We start from the raw sequence: 14,682 nt of genomic DNA on the forward strand, positions 1-14,682 counted from the left end.
CTGACGCCGATGCGATCGTGCTGTGATACTACCCCTATGAAGATCCTTCTGACCGTCTCCTCCCGTCACGGCACGACCGACGAGGTGGCCGATGTCATCGCCGAGCAGTTGCGCGCCGCCGGGATTGACGTGGTCCGGGCCCGTCCCGAGGATGTTACGGATATCGAGGGCTACGACGCCTTCGTCCTGGGCAGCGCTGTCTACATGACGCAGTGGACCGACGAGGCCGTGGATTTCACCCGTCGTTTCCGCGATGCTCTTCGGGATCGTCCCGTGTGGGCCTTCTCGGTGGGCCTGTCCGTCCTGCCGAAGGGCGGGCTGTCCGATCTCAACCGCATCGGTCCTGTCCTCCTGCCCATCGAGCCGGAGGATCACCTGACCTTCCCCGGTCGCTTCGAGCCGGATAGGCTCAGCCTGCGGGAGCGCAGCATCGCCCGTGTGGGCGGTGCTACCGAGGGGGATTTCCGCGACCTCGACGCCGTGCGCGAATGGGGCGCTTCGATCGCGGCGACGCTGTGCAACGGTCTGTGACTTTCCGGTCCGATGACTCCTCCGGTCTGATCCGCTCGGCGCAGACGCCGTCCTTGGCCGTGCGCCCGCGCGCCTCTCCCGCATGAGCGGGTCCGTCGCCGTGCCGTGCATCCTTGAGCGCGAGGTGTGAGGAAGGCGATGGAACGAGAAGACCGTTCTATTTTGTATTTATATACATTGATGCGTATGGTTTTCGCATGACGTGGACAGCAGCAGTCGCCGGCGCGACCGGGTACGCCGGCGGCGAGGTCCTCCGCCTTCTCGCGGCTCACCCGGAGATCACGATCGGTACCGTCACGGCGAACTCCTCCGCCGGGGACGAGCTCGGTGAGCACCACCCCCATCTGGTCCCGCTCGCCGACAGACTCGTGGAGCCCACCGATGCGGCCCGCCTCGCCGGCCATGACATCGTCGTTCTCGCTCTGCCCCACGGCGCCTCGGGAAGCCTGTGCGCCGCGATCGATGAGGTCGTGAAGGCGGGCGAGTGGGGCCGCCGGGCGCCCGTCGTCATCGATTGCGGCGCCGATCACCGCCTGACCGACGCCGACGCCTGGGCGCGGTACTACGGCACGCCTTATGCGGGGGCCTGGACCTACGGCATGCCCGAGCTCCTCCACGCGGACGAGACGGTCGCGGCCGCCCAGCGACGGAAGCTGAGGTCCACCCGCCGCATCGCCGTCCCCGGCTGCAACGTCACTGCCGTCACGCTCGCGGCTCAGCCGGGGGTCGCCGCCGGGTTGATCGAGACCTCTCAGGTGACCGCCGTGCTCGCAGTCGGATACTCCGGCGCCGGCAAGGCCCTCAAGCCGCACCTGACCGCATCCGAGGCGCTCGGCAGCGCCCGGCCCTACGCCGTCGGCGGCACGCACCGCCACATCCCTGAAATCATCCAGAACTTCTGCCGTGCGGGGGCCGACGCCGGATGCGTGCGCCTGTCCTTCACCCCGGTGCTGGTTCCCATGAGCCGGGGAATCCTGGCCACCGTCACCGCTCCGGTCACCGACGTCGTCCTGGACTCCGAGCACCCCGACGAGGTCCTGCGCAGCGCCTGGCGCTCGACCTACGGCACCCTCGGCGAAGGGGAGCGGCTCGTCAATCTCCTGGGGGAGGGGAGCTGGCCGGTCACCGGGACCGTCGTCGGCTCCGGTCTGGCCGCAGTGCAGGTCGCCTACGACCGAGACGCCGGCGTGGCCACCATGGTGTGCGCCATCGACAACCTCGGCAAGGGAACGGCGTCTGCCGCCGTTCAGTCCCTCAATCTCTCTCTCGGTCTGCCCGAGACCACGGGAGTCGCCGTCGAGGGGGTCGCCCCATGAGCGTCACCGCGGCCGAGGGGTTCCGCGCCGCCGGAGTGCGGGCCGGGCTCAAGGCCTCCGGCAGGCCAGACCTGGCGCTGGTCGTCAACGACGGCCCTTTGGACGTGGCCGCCGGTGTGTTCACCACCAACCGGATCGTGTCCGCACCCGTCATCTGGTCGCGCGGCGTCATCGCCGGGGAGCGGGGCGGGTCCGGCTCCGCCCGCGCCGTCGTCCTCAATTCCGGGTCGGCCAACGCCTGCACCGGTCCCCGGGGTGCCGCGGACGCGGCCGCCACCGCCGAGCGCGTCGCCGGCCTTCTGGCTGATTGCGGTGTCTCGGTCGGGGATGTTCTGGTGTGCTCCACGGGCGTCATCGGTGTCCCGATCGACATGCCGGCGCTCGAGGAGGGAGTCGCCTCGGCGGTGCGCATCCTGAGCGCGAGTCGGCGGGCCGGTCACGACGCTGCGACGGCGATCATGACCACCGACACCGTCCCCAAGGAGGACGCGATCACTGTCACTACCACCGCCGGCGACTCCTGGACGGTCGGCGGGATGATCAAGGGCGTCGGAATGCTCGCCCCCGGCCTGGCCACCATGCTGTGCGTCATCACCACCGATGCCGTCGTCGAGGCGGACGCCGCCGCCCGCGCCCTGTCGGCGGCCGCGGCCCGCACCGTGGGCCGCATCAACTCGGACGGGTGCATGTCGACCAACGACACCGTCCTGCTCCTGGCCTCGGGGTCCTCGGGCCTCGCCCCGGCGCCCGGGGACTTCGATGCGGCCGTCGCCGAGATCCTCTCCCGGCTCGGTCGCCGTCTCGTGGCCGACGCGGAGGGCGCCACCCACGACATCGCCATCACAGTGACCGGTGCCATCACCGAGGCCGCCGCGGAGACCGCCGCCCGCACGGTGTCCGCCTCCAACCTTCTCAAATGCGCCGTCGCGGGCGGGGACCCCAACTGGGGCAGGGTGCTGTCGCAGCTGGGCACCGTGAGCGAGGACGCGTGCCCGTTCGACCCCGATGAGGTCGATGTGACCATCAATGGCGTCACGCTCTTCCGCCACGGCGAACTCGGGGAGGACCGGGCCCTGGTGGACATGAGTCCCCGCGAGACCCGTATCGACATCGACCTGTCCGCCGGCGGCGCTCGCGCCACCGTGTGGACCAACGACCTGACCCACGGCTACGTCACCATCAACGCGGACTACACGACATGACTGCCTCCATCACCGCATCCGCTCAGGACGGCGTCGCCGGCGGCGCGGTTCCGCCCGCCGGTCCGACCCCCGACCAGAAGGCATCCGTCCTCCTGGAGGCGATGCCGTGGTTGCGCGCCTACAAGGGCGCGACCATCGTCATCAAGTACGGCGGCAACGCCATGGTCGACGAGAGCCTCAAGCGGGCCTTCGCGGCCGATATCCTCTTCCTCCACCAGGTGGGGCTGCGGCCGGTCGTCCTCCACGGCGGCGGACCTCAGATCAGTTCGATGCTCGAGCGCCTGGGTATCGCCTCGGAGTTCAAGGGCGGGTTGCGCGTGACCACCCCGGAGGTCATGGATGTCGTGCGCATGGTGCTCACCGGCTCGGTCCAGCGCGAGCTCGTCTCCCTCCTCAACGAGTCCGACTCGGCGGCGGTGGGGATCTCCGGTGAGGACGGGGGGATGCTGCGCGCCCGCCAGCGCCTGGCCACCGTCGACGGGGAGAGAGTCGACGTCGGGCTGGTCGGCGACGTCGTCGATGTCGATCCGCGTAGCATCGTCGAACTGCTCGACCAGGGCCGCATTCCCGTCATCTCGTCGGTCGCGCCCGTCGTGTCGGACGCGACCACCGTCCTGAACGTCAATGCCGATACGGCCGCCGCCGCCATCGCCGTCGCCGTGCGGGCCCAGAAGCTCATCATGCTCACCGACGTCGAGGGCCTCTACTCCAGCTGGCCCGACAAGAGCTCGCTGGTCTCGCGCATCGGTGTGGACGCGTTGGAGGCGCTCTTGCCCGACCTCGACTCCGGCATGATCCCCAAGATGGAGGCCTGTCTTCGAGCGGTGCGGGGGGGCGTGGGGCAGGCGCACATCGTCGACGGCTGCAGACCCCACTCGATACTGCTGGAGATCGTCACCGATGACGGCGTGGGCACCGTCGTCCATCCCGAGCACACCGGACAGTCGCGCACGAAAGGAGGCCCGACCCTATGACCGACCAGTTCGATCACTCCGGTCGTCCCGGCCGGAGCCGGGATGCCGCCGCCACTAACGAGCAGTGGCGCGAGCGCTATGCAGATACCGTCATGAACACGTTCGGCACCCCGGCGCGCGTCCTCGTGCGCGGCGAGGGCGCTCACCTATGGGACGCCGACGGTCGCGAGTACATCGACCTGCTCGCGGGAATCGCCGTCAATTGTCTGGGGCACGCTCATCCCGCGATCGTGGCGGCGGTCAGCGAGCAGATCGCGACACTGGGCCACGTCTCGAACGTTTTCACCTCGCCGGCTCAGGTCCGTCTGGCCGAGCAGGTCGTCGAGCTGGTCTTCCCCGGGGCGCGTCCGGGGCGGTCCAAGGCCTTCCTCGCCAATTCCGGTACCGAGGCCAATGAGGCCGCCTTCAAGATCGTCCGCCGCCACGGCGGTTCCGCCAGACCGCGGGTGCTGGCCCTGGTCGACGCCTTCCACGGCCGTACGATGGGGGCCCTGGCGTTGACGTACAAGGCCGCCTACCGCCGGCCCTTCGAGCCTCTGCCCGGAGGCGTCGAGTTCGTTCCCGCCGGGGATGTCGATGCATTGCGTTCCGCTCTGGGGCCCGATGTCGCGGCGCTGTTCGTCGAGCCGATCCAGGGCGAGGCGGGCGTGCGTGAACTGCCCTCCGGCTACCTGGAGACCGCTCGTGAGCTCACGTCGGCTGTCGGCGCGCTGCTCGTCGTCGACGAGGTTCAGACCGGCATGGGGCGTACCGGGGCCTGGATGGCGCACCACCTGCTCGCCCCGGGCGTGACCCCCGACGTCGTCACCTTGGCCAAGGGGCTCGGCGGTGGCATGCCCATCGGGGCGACGGTCGCCACCGGCCGGGCGGCCGAGCTTCTCGAGCCGGGCCAGCACGGCACCACCTTCGGCGGCAATCCCGTCGCCGCAGCCGCCGCCCTGGCCGTGATCGACACCATTCGTCGTGAGGATCTTCTGGCGCGGGTCACGTCGCTGGGTGAGCGGTGGGCCGAGCGTCTGGAGGCTGTGGACGCCGTGACCCAGGTGCGCGGTCGCGGCCTGCTTCGCGGCGTCGGCCTGGCCGACGCCGTCGGGCCGGCCGGTGAGGTGGCTGACGAGCTGGGGCGGCGAGGGTTCATCGTCAACGCCCCTCGACCTGACACCCTGCGGCTGGCACCGCCCTTCGTCCTATCCGACGCCGACGCCGACGCCTTCACCGCGGCACTGGCCGACCTCCTCTCCACCAGGGGCCGGACGGGGGCGTCATGACTCGGCCTCGGTCCTCCGCGCCGGAGGCTGCGAGCCGGTCGGCGGGTACGGCGCCCGCGACCAAGACCGCCCGTCACGGCCTGATCGCCCAGATCCTGGGTAGGGAGCGCATCCGCTCTCAGGCTGAGCTGCGCCGCGCCCTGGCCGATCGCGGGGTCTCCACGACCCAGGCGACGCTCTCGCGCGACCTCGTCGAGCTGCGGGCCACGAAGGTGCGCGGCCCCGGGGGGATCCAGCTCTACGTGGTCCCGGAGGCCGGCGCCCCCGGTCAGCTCCACCCCGGGGCCCCGGACGCGGAAACCGCCGAGGGCGGGCCCCCGGCCGGGCACGCAGTCCCCCGCCTGACTCGTTGGTGCACCGACTTGCTGGTGACCGCCGAATGGGCGGACAACCAGGTGATTCTGCGCACGCCGGCGGGCGCCGCCCAGTTGCTGGCCAGTGTCGTTGACGACGCCGTGCTCCCCGGCGTGCTGGGCTGCATCGCGGGCGACGACACCGTCCTGGTCGTCACCCGGTCCGAGGACGTCGCCAGCCGGCTGGTTGCGCACTTGCTGTCCCTAGCCGACCCCGGCGCCCGGCCGTGAGCCGGCATCATCGGACCCGCGTTGAGCCCGCGCCGGATCCGTCCCCGCCCGGTGCCACCCGCGTGGCCCGGTTTCCTCATCCTCGACATCCCCGACGCCGCCCCGGCGGTACCACCCAGAAGAAAGAGAGCATATGAGCGAGCACAAGGACCGTGTCGTCCTCGCCTACTCCGGAGGTCTTGACACATCCGTGGCCATCGGGTGGATCGGCGAGCAGACCGGCCGGGAGGTCGTCACAGTCGCCGTCGACGTCGGCCAGGGCGGGGAGGACCTCGAGGTCATCCGCCAGCGCGCCCTGGACTGCGGTGCCGTGGAGGCCTATGTGGCCGATGCGCGTGATGAATTCGCCGAGAACTACTGCATGCCGGCTCTCAAGGCCAATGCTCTGTACGAGGGCGAGTACCCGCTCGTGTCGGCCCTGTCCCGCCCCGTCATCGCCAGACACCTGGTCAGGGCCGCCCGCGAGTTCGGCGCCACGACCGTCGCCCACGGATGCACCGGCAAGGGCAACGATCAGGTCCGCTTCGAGGTCGCCATCACCTCCATGGCCCCCGACATGGACTGCATCTCCCCGGTACGCGACCTGGCCCTGACCCGTGACGTCGCCATCGACTACGCCGAGCAGCACAACCTGCCCATCGAGACCACGAAGCACAACCCCTTCTCCATCGACCAGAACGTGTGGGGCCGCGCTATCGAGACCGGATTCCTGGAGGACCTGTGGAACGCCCCCACCAAGGACGTCTACGTTTACACCGATGACCCGACTTACCCGCCGTTGCCCGATGAGGTCGTCATCGCTTTCGAGCACGGCGTCCCGGTTGCGATCGACGGGAAGAGGGTCACCCCCTTGGAGGCCATCCAGGAGCTCAACCGTCGTGCCGGCGCCCAGGGCGTGGGGCGCATCGACATGGTCGAGGACCGGCTGGTGGGCATCAAGTCCCGTGAGATCTACGAGGCGCCCGGCGCCATCGCCCTCATCGAGGCTCATCGGGCCCTGGAGTCGGTGACCCTGGAGCGGCTTCAGCGCCGCTATAAGAGGCGGATGGAGCAGGCCTGGAGCGAGCTGGTCTACGAGGCTCAGTGGTACTCACCGCTCAAGCGCTCCATGGACGCCTTCATCGAGGACACCCAGACGTACGTGTCGGGCGAGATCCGCATGGTCCTGCACGGCGGACGGGTCATGGTCAACGGTCGGCGCGCCGAGTCGGGCCTGTACGACTTCAATCTGGCGACCTACGAGACGGGCGATACCTTCGATCAATCCTCCTCGCGCGGCTTCATCGAGATCTACGGCATGCAGGCCAAGCTCGCGGCCGCCCGTGACGTGCGCATGGGCGAGGCCGTCGGCTTCTGATCGGCTTGTGAACCGGCGGGCCGGCCGCAGCGGGCGTTGCGGGGCGCGCCGGGAAGGTGTCGGTGACGTGCCGCGGCCCGTGATGCGCCTACGATGCGGGTAGCAATGCAGACGTCAATCGGGCGGCAGGACGGACCGGCCGCGGATCTATCGTGAACCGGCTGCCGATCAGCTGGTGGTCGGCTGCCGACCACCAGCGGACTGCCGCCGTGTCCAAGGGCGGCCGCCGTCGTGCGGTGCACGCGGACCGATGACATGAGAGGACTCCCACGTGCCAGCAGTCGAGGCTCGCAGCGGAGCCGCCTTCGCCGGGAATCGACGTAGCCTCATGCCCGCTCTGGGGACGTGGACGTTCATCGTCACCTTCTCCGGTCAGGGGCTGCGCAACGTCGTCGGCTGGTGGGCCTTCGGCGTCATCGCCGCGATCAGCGGCGTGGTGCTGTTCGTCGTCTTCATGAGGGAGGGGCACCGCGTCCCGTTGCGGGCGCTGCCGCCGGTGGCCAGCGCCTACACCATCTTGTGCATGGCGAGCGTCATATGGTCGCACTATCCGCGCGAGACCATCCTGGCCGGGCTCCTCATGGCGGCCACCACCGCGGCAGGGATCCTGCTCGCCTGCGGCCTGTCGCTGCGCGAGCTCACCGACGCCCTCAGCCGCGCCCTCGAGACAACCCTGGTTCTCAGTCTCCTGCTTGAGCTCTACGTGGCCCTCGTGCTGCGCCACCCCCTGATCCCCGTCTACATGGATGACTGGGGGGACGTCCCCCCCTCCTATATCTGGGTCGAGGGCAAGATCCTCCAGGGCGGACCGATCCAGGGCGTGGTCGGCAACCGCAACCCCCTGGCGTTCATCGCCCTGCTCACCCTGCTGTGCGTGGCCGTGCGGTGGAGGGACCACCGCCTGCGGTTCATCAGCCTGATGCTGTGGACGGCCCTGTCCGTGGCCACGCTCGCCCTGACCGACTCGGCCACGGTCATCGTCGCGGCCGCCGTGTGCGGGGCCGTCATGATCGTCCTGTGGCTGCTGCGCCACGTCCCGGTCGATCAGCGGCCCACTGTCATCGTGGCCGCCTCAACAGCGGGTGTGGCGCTGGTCGCTTTCGCTGTTGGCAGACACTCCCAGGTGGCGGCGCTGCTCGGTCGCAGCCCCGACATGACCGGTCGGTGGGAGATCTGGCAGAAGGTGCTCGACCTATGGGAGCAGCACACCTTCCTCGGCTGGGGGTGGATCATGTACTGGGTCCCGTGGATCCCCATGTTCTCCACCCTTGTCATTCGCCCCGACGGCACGCCGACGCTCAGCGCCCACAATGCCTATATCGAGGCCCTTTTCCAGACCGGCGTCGTGGGCGCCTCGCTCGTCGTGGTTCTCGCCGTGCTGCTCGTCTTCCGCTCCTTCCGACTGGCCGTGCGCTACCTGGACTCCGACGCCTCGGTGCTTCTGCCGGCCCTGCTCATCACCGCCATGGTTGTGCAGTCCATGACCGAATCCCGCCTGCTGTCCGAGGGCAATTGGGTGACGGTGTGCGCCTTGGGCACCTGGCTCGGCCTGCACCGCATGGTCGAGCGCGAGCACGACGACCCCTGGGCTCTGGAGGAGACCGTCTCGCAGCCGCGGTGAGCGGGTCGGGTGGTTCCGGGCGCCGGCGCGGCTCTGTGGGTCCGCCCGGTCCGCGCCGTGATGGGTCATGATGGGGCCATGACCAGTGAACCCGACCAGCGCGAATCCGCCGACGCCGAGGTCTCCGCCGTCGTCAGTCTGTGGGGCGGGCGTTTCACGGACGGACCTGCCGACGCGCTCGCGGCGCTGAGCGTGTCGACCCGCGTCGACTGGCGCCTGGCTCGTTACGACATCGCCGGTTCGCGCGCTCACGCTCGAGCCCTGGCCGCCGCCGGCCTGTTGGACGCCGCCCAGCTGGACGGCATGCTGGCCGCTCTCGACCGCCTCGAGGACGACGTCGTCTCCGGCGCATTCCGCCCCGCGCCCGCCGACGAGGACGTCCACACCGCCCTGGAGCGCGGCCTCATGGAGCGGGCCGGAGCGGATCTGGGGGGGCGGTTGCGCGCCGGCCGCTCCCGCAACGACCAGATCGCCACCCTCATCCGCATGTACCTGCGCGATCGGGCGCGCCACGTGGCCGGCCTCGTGCTCGACGTCGTCGGCGCCCTGACGGACCAGGCGACCCGTGCCGGTGAGGCGATCATGCCGGGGCGCACCCACATGCAGCACGCTCAACCGGTTCTCGTGGCCCACCACCTGCTGGCCCACGCCTGGCCACTCATGCGCGATGTCGAGCGCCTGAAGGATTGGGACTCCCGCGCCGCCGTGAGCCCCTACGGGGCCGGTGCGCTGGCCGGCAGCACCCTGGGGCTGGACCCGGACGCCGTCGCGGCCGAGCTCGGCTTCGATGCGGCCGCGGAGAATTCCATCGACGCGACCTCCGCTCGTGACGCCGTCGCCGAGCTGTCCTTCGTAATGGCCATGATCGCAGTGGATGTCTCCCGCTTGAGTGAGGAGATCATCATCTGGAACACCAAGGAGTTCGGCTTCGTTACTCTCGACGACTCGTTCTCCACCGGTTCGTCGATCATGCCGCAGAAGAAGAACCCCGACATCGCCGAGCTCGCCCGCGGCAAGGCCGGGCGCCTCATCGGCGACCTGTCCGGCTTGCTGGCCACCCTCAAGGGCCTGCCGCTGGCCTACGATCGCGACCTTCAGGAGGATAAGGAGCCGGTTTTCGACGCGCTCGACACGCTCGCGGTTCTGCTGCCCGCGGTCGCCGGCATGATCGGAACCATGACTCTGCACCTGGACCGGATGGCCGCGCTCGCCCCTCAGGGATTCTCCCTGGCGACCGACGTCGCCGAGTGGCTGGTCGGAAGGGGCGTGCCCTTCCGGTCGGCCCACGAGATCTGCGGAGCCTGCGTGCGCGTGTGCGAGGAGCGCGGTATCGAGCTGTGGGACCTGACCGATGCCGACCTCGCGGGCATCGACCCTCGTCTGACTCCTGAAGTGCGCGAGGTCCTCTCGGTCACCGGTTCGGTGGCGGCCCGGCGCGGATGCGGCGGGACGGCGCCCGAGCGCGTTGCCGAGCAGCTGGCGCGCGCTATCGAGCACTGCGCCGAGCTGCGGGCGTTCAGCCGGGAGGGCTCGCCGTCCGATAGATCGGGAGATTCGGCCGTCCCGCCCGCCCGAGGGTCCGCACGGCGCGAGCCGGGCGGCTCGGAGGCGTGAACGTGCGGTCCGATCCGAGAACCGCCCCCGTCGCGACGCCGCCGGATGTTCTCGCCCTGCTCGCGGGCGATCCGGTCGACGTCGCACCGCACCTGCTCGGGGCGGTCATGGCAGTTCGAGGCGATGACGGCGTCGTCGCCGTCCGCCTGACCGAGGTCGAGGCCTACCGGGGAGAGGCTGATCCCGGCTCGCACGCCTATCGAGGCCGTACGAGCCGCAATGCCGTCATGTTCGAGGCGGCCGGCGGCATCTACGTCTACTTCACCTACGGCATGCATCACTGCGTCAATATCGTGTGCGGTCCCGAGGGCCTGTCGCGGGCCGTGCTCGTGCGCGCCGGTGAGGTGGTCGAGGGGATCGGCCTCGCCCGACGGCGCCGGAGCGCCGCCAGGGTCGATCGCGACCTGGCCCGCGGCCCGGCTCGCCTGTGTCAAGCTCTGGGGCTGACACGGGCCGACAACGGGCTCCGCCTGGGGAGAGCCGGTACTCGGATCTGGCTGGTCCCGCCCGAGGCGGGACGGGAGCCGGACGCCGCGCTCATCCGCTCTGGCCCGCGCACGGGCGTGACCGGGCCCGGCGGCGACGGCGAGGCCTACCCGTGGCGCTTTTGGCTCGATGGCGAGCCGACCGTCTCCCCGTACAGGGCCGCCGTCACCAGGCGACGTTCACAGGGCTGAGCCTCACCGAATCTCACGCTGCAAGGTTTCCTCTTGCGCGAGGACCCACCATCGATTAATAATAGGTTCACAGACAGTCTCTGTAGAGATTATTGTGGTCGTGTAACACCGAGGAAAGGCGAGCGATGTGGTCGACTGAGTGTGAACGGACGGCGGATCTCCCGGTGGAGGTCCTGTGGGAGACCTGGATCAAGGTGCTCTCCGGTGAGATCGAGCTCCCGCAGGGAGACCGCTACGAACCACGCGAGTCAGTGGGACCTGGTGCGTCGATCACGATGACACCGGCCGGGCAGGACAGTGTCGAGATCACGGTGACGCGTTGGGAGCCGCCTCATGTCCAGGCGGACCGGGTCTCCTATGGGGGAGTGGAGCTGACCTTTACACACTCCTTCATGCCCACAGGAACGCAGGGGAAGAGCGTTGTTGTCACTCGCCTCGACGTCGACGGCCCCGGTGCCGACGATGTTGGCCCGGCGATCGGTCCGAAAATCGCTGAGGACTTTCCGCAGGCCATCGACGCACTCATCGAGGCTGCTAGGGTCGATATGTGAAGACACGGTTCCAAGGGCCGGAGGCGAGCCCCGGCTTCCTCATGTGGAGGACCGCGCTGGCCTGGCAGCGCGACATCGCTGCCGCCCTGGAACCGGTTGGACTGACGCACTCTCAGTTCGTCCTCCTGGCCTGCACGCAGTGGCTCGAGGAGCAAGGGGACGGGGCCAGCCAGGTCATGATTGCGGCCCAGGCGGGAATGGACGTGAAAACCGCTAGCCAGGTGCTGCGCCGGTTGGAGCGGGCCGGCCTGGTGTCGCGCCAGCAGGATCCCAAGGACGCCCGTGCCCGGATCGTGACCACGACAGCGGCAGGGAGGGATGTCGGGGCCCGGGCAACGCGTCTGGTGGAGGATGCCGATGAGGCGTACTTCGCCACCATGCCCCGCCTGCGCGAGGCGCTGCTAGGCGACGCCGGTGCCGTGGTGCGCGGATCTGCAGCGCAGCCCAACGAGGAAACCGATGCGTCCATCGGTCGGAACGCGAGCCCCAACACCTTGAGTGACACGGTCGGCCTGACCAAGGCTGCCGCTCCGTCAGGCTCCCGCAGTGGCCGGTGACTACTGGAACCACAACGTCGCCTTTCACCGGCGCATCGTGCGGGACGCGGCACTGCGCGGTGGGAACGCGCTCGATGTCGGATGCGGTGACGGGCTCCTGCTCGCACACCTGGCAACGGTGTGTCGCTGCGTCGTCGGACTTGATCCCGACGTGCAAGTGGTTGCTCGAGCACGTAGACGTCTGGAACAGAATCCGCAGGCCGAGGTGCTACTCGACGACGTCATGGATCCCGACCTGCCTCAGCGCATCGGAACCTTTGAGACGGTCAGCTGCGTGGCCACGCTGCACCACCTCCCGTTGGAACCCGCCCTGGCGAGGCTGAGCGAGCTGGTGGCACCCGGCGGGCGGCTCATCGTCGTCGGCCTAGCCGCCAACGGGAGCCTGTGGGACTGGGTGCTGTCCGCGCTGGCTGTCCTACCTCTGCGCGTGGTCGGTACCCTGCGCCGGGAGACGCCCGACATCGGTGTGGTCACGCGTCCTCCGAGACAGACCCTGGCCGAGATTCGTGCAGCGGCATCCCGGTTGCTTCCCGGGGCAACCATTCGACGGCGCTTCTACTACCGATACACCCTCATATGGGACCGGCCGGCACAGGGGGTCTCGTGAAGGAATCCCCGTATCCGTCTCACAGCTCTCACAGCTCTGCGCTCCCGCTTCATCACGGGAGTCGGATCGGAGCATGGCAGACTATCTGCGCCGGAGGTATCAGCCGGACCCGGGCGTGACGCGCCGGGATTACGCGTGCGGGAAGCACGACAACCCACGGAAGGCGACTGGACAGTGACGGACATCCTGGACGAACTGCAGTGGCGCGGGCTCATCGCCCAGCACACCGACATCGACGCGCTGCGAGCGGCGCTTGCTGACGGGGCCGTCACCTTCTATTGCGGGTTCGATCCCACCGCGCCGAGTCTGCATCACGGACATCTGGTCGCCATCAAGGTCATGCGTCACCTCCAGATGGCCGGGCACCATCCTCTCGCCCTGGTCGGCGGAGCCACCGGTCTCATCGGCGACCCTCGGGCGAAGGGCGAGCGCACGCTCAACACCGAGGACGTGGTCGCGGGCTGGGCCGAGGATCTGCGGGCCCAGCTGGAGAGCCTACTCGACGTCGACGGGAGTAACCCTGTTCGCATCGTCAACAATCTCGATTGGACCGGCGACCTGAGCGCCATCGACCTGCTGCGCGATCTCGGCAAGCATTTCCGCATGGGAACCATGCTCTCCAAGGACGTCGTCGCCCGACGCCTGGCCAGCGAGGAGGGCATCTCCTACACCGAGTTCAGCTACCAGGTCCTCCAGGCCAACGACTACCTCGAGCTCTACCGGCGCTTCGGCTGCACCCTGGAGATCGGTGGCAACGACCAGTGGGGCAACCTCGTGGGTGGCATGGATCTCATTCACAAGGTCGAGGGCGCCTCGGTACACGTGATGACCAACCCGCTCATCACCAAGGCCGACGGCACCAAGTTCGGTAAGTCTGAGGGCGGGGCGATCTGGCTCAACCCCGAGATGCTCAGCCCCTACGCCTTCTACCAGTTCTGGCTGCAGGTCGATGACGCCGACGTTGTGCGGTTCCTCAAGGTGTTCACCTTCCTGGACCGCCGCGAGATCGAACGCCTTGAGGCCGTTACGGCCGAGAACCCGAGGGCGCGCGAGGCGCAGAGGGCGCTCGCGCGCGAAGTGACGACCTGGGTGCACGGGGCCGACGCCGCGCGGGCCGCCCAGGCCGCCACCGAGGCCCTGTGGGGGCACGGAGAGCTGCGCGAACTGGATGAGGCGACGATGACGGCGGCTACCGCCGACCTGCCCGCGGGCGAGCTGGTGGTGGGGGAGTCCACCATCGTGGATCTGCTCGTGGACACCGGGTTGGAGCGGGGACGTGGTGCGGCTCGCAGGACGGTGGCGGGGGGCGGCGCTTATCTCAACAATGGCAAAGTTCTTGACGAGGATGCACCAGTGGGCGCCGAGCAGCTTCTGGCCGGCGGGGTGGTTCTCGTGCGCAAGGGGCGGCGCAATCTCGCGGTGGCGCGGCGGGCCTGAGAAGGGTGCGCCATCGCGGGATTGTGCTGGTCGGGTCGGCCGCCTGGCGGCCGAATCGGTCCGTCGGGCTCGCGGTAGGTCGGAGGAGCCGCTGAAGAGTGACTCGGTTCGGGAGCCGTGGGCGCGGCGGTGCCGTGTGGACAGCCGTGTGGGTACCGTCACCGATCGTTCGTTTGACCGGCGGGCGGTCTCTGCGTAGTCTCTTCGACGGCTCGGACGCGCGACGGCAGTCGCAGTCGTTCGGGATCCGAGGGCTTACAACGAGCCACCGAGGAATGAGATCGGGATCACAAGTTTCTGATTTGATTCGGCGGAGATGGCTCGCTAAAGTTCATCGGGCGCTTCCGGAAAGAAGCCGCCGCGCTGTCGGCGAGTGCTGAATTTCG

At 69.2% G+C, this 14,682-nt stretch carries 14 protein-coding genes; all 14 read left to right on the top strand.

Annotated elements, in window-relative coordinates:
* The first annotated feature begins 36 nt into the window (after window positions 1-36).
* The 14 genes from HMPREF9062_RS06630 to tyrS all read left to right on the top strand — a co-directional run bounded on the left by HMPREF9062_RS06630 (window position 37) and on the right by tyrS (window position 14,296).
* Window positions 37-531, top strand: a complete 495-nt coding sequence (locus HMPREF9062_RS06630; RefSeq protein WP_009749311.1) for a flavodoxin domain-containing protein — start codon at window positions 37-39, stop codon at window positions 529-531.
* Window positions 532-728: 197 nt separating this feature from the next.
* On the top strand, window positions 729-1,847 hold the full coding sequence (gene argC / locus HMPREF9062_RS06635; RefSeq protein ID WP_009749312.1) for an N-acetyl-gamma-glutamyl-phosphate reductase: 1,119 nt from the start codon (window positions 729-731) through the stop codon (window positions 1,845-1,847).
* Window positions 1,844-3,049, top strand: coding sequence for a bifunctional glutamate N-acetyltransferase/amino-acid acetyltransferase ArgJ (gene argJ, locus HMPREF9062_RS06640; RefSeq protein ID WP_009749313.1), 1,206 nt, complete (start codon window positions 1,844-1,846; stop codon window positions 3,047-3,049). The genes argC and argJ overlap by 4 nt, the downstream gene beginning before the upstream one ends.
* Before the next feature lie 101 nt (window positions 3,050-3,150).
* Window positions 3,151-4,023 carry an acetylglutamate kinase gene (gene argB / locus HMPREF9062_RS06645; RefSeq protein ID WP_253270755.1) on the top strand — a complete coding sequence of 291 codons (873 nt, stop codon included), beginning with the start codon at window positions 3,151-3,153 and terminating at the stop codon, window positions 4,021-4,023.
* On the top strand, window positions 4,020-5,291 hold the full coding sequence (locus HMPREF9062_RS06650) for an acetylornithine transaminase (RefSeq protein ID WP_009749315.1): 1,272 nt from the start codon (window positions 4,020-4,022) through the stop codon (window positions 5,289-5,291). Before argB ends, HMPREF9062_RS06650 begins: the two co-directional genes overlap by 4 nt.
* On the top strand, window positions 5,288-5,875 hold the full coding sequence (locus HMPREF9062_RS06655) for an arginine repressor (RefSeq protein ID WP_009749316.1): 588 nt from the start codon (window positions 5,288-5,290) through the stop codon (window positions 5,873-5,875). The genes HMPREF9062_RS06650 and HMPREF9062_RS06655 overlap by 4 nt, the downstream gene beginning before the upstream one ends.
* 133 nt (window positions 5,876-6,008) lie before the next feature.
* Window positions 6,009-7,232 (top strand): argininosuccinate synthase, encoded by a 1,224-nt coding sequence (locus HMPREF9062_RS06660; protein WP_009749317.1) that lies wholly within the window; start codon window positions 6,009-6,011, stop codon window positions 7,230-7,232.
* Window positions 7,233-7,503: 271 nt separating this feature from the next.
* Entirely contained in the window at window positions 7,504-8,853 is a 1,350-nt protein-coding gene (locus HMPREF9062_RS06665) for an O-antigen ligase family protein (protein ID WP_009749318.1), read from the top strand.
* A 78-nt stretch (window positions 8,854-8,931) separates the two neighbouring features.
* The gene (argH, locus tag HMPREF9062_RS06670; RefSeq protein ID WP_050795330.1) at window positions 8,932-10,467 is read left to right on the top strand and encodes an argininosuccinate lyase; all 1,536 of its coding nucleotides are present in this window, start codon (window positions 8,932-8,934) and stop codon (window positions 10,465-10,467) included.
* A 56-nt stretch (window positions 10,468-10,523) separates the two neighbouring features.
* Window positions 10,524-11,144, top strand: coding sequence for a DNA-3-methyladenine glycosylase (locus tag HMPREF9062_RS06675; RefSeq protein WP_441293815.1), 621 nt, complete (start codon window positions 10,524-10,526; stop codon window positions 11,142-11,144).
* A gap of 125 nt (window positions 11,145-11,269) precedes the next feature.
* The gene (locus HMPREF9062_RS06680; protein ID WP_034253900.1) at window positions 11,270-11,695 is read left to right on the top strand and encodes a hypothetical protein; all 426 of its coding nucleotides are present in this window, start codon (window positions 11,270-11,272) and stop codon (window positions 11,693-11,695) included.
* A complete protein-coding gene (locus HMPREF9062_RS06685; RefSeq protein WP_009749322.1) occupies window positions 11,692-12,252 on the top strand; it encodes a MarR family winged helix-turn-helix transcriptional regulator in 561 nt (186 codons plus the stop codon). Before HMPREF9062_RS06680 ends, HMPREF9062_RS06685 begins: the two co-directional genes overlap by 4 nt.
* Window positions 12,242-12,859 (top strand): class I SAM-dependent methyltransferase, encoded by a 618-nt coding sequence (locus HMPREF9062_RS06690; RefSeq protein ID WP_009749323.1) that lies wholly within the window; start codon window positions 12,242-12,244, stop codon window positions 12,857-12,859. Before HMPREF9062_RS06685 ends, HMPREF9062_RS06690 begins: the two co-directional genes overlap by 11 nt.
* A 174-nt stretch (window positions 12,860-13,033) precedes the next feature.
* Window positions 13,034-14,296, top strand: a complete 1,263-nt coding sequence (gene tyrS, locus HMPREF9062_RS06695; RefSeq protein WP_009749324.1) for a tyrosine--tRNA ligase — start codon at window positions 13,034-13,036, stop codon at window positions 14,294-14,296.
* The last annotated feature ends 386 nt before the right edge of the window (window positions 14,297-14,682 follow it).

It is taken from the genome of Actinomyces sp. oral taxon 448 str. F0400 (genome assembly GCF_000220835.1).
Taxonomy (GTDB): domain Bacteria; phylum Actinomycetota; class Actinomycetes; order Actinomycetales; family Actinomycetaceae; genus Actinomyces.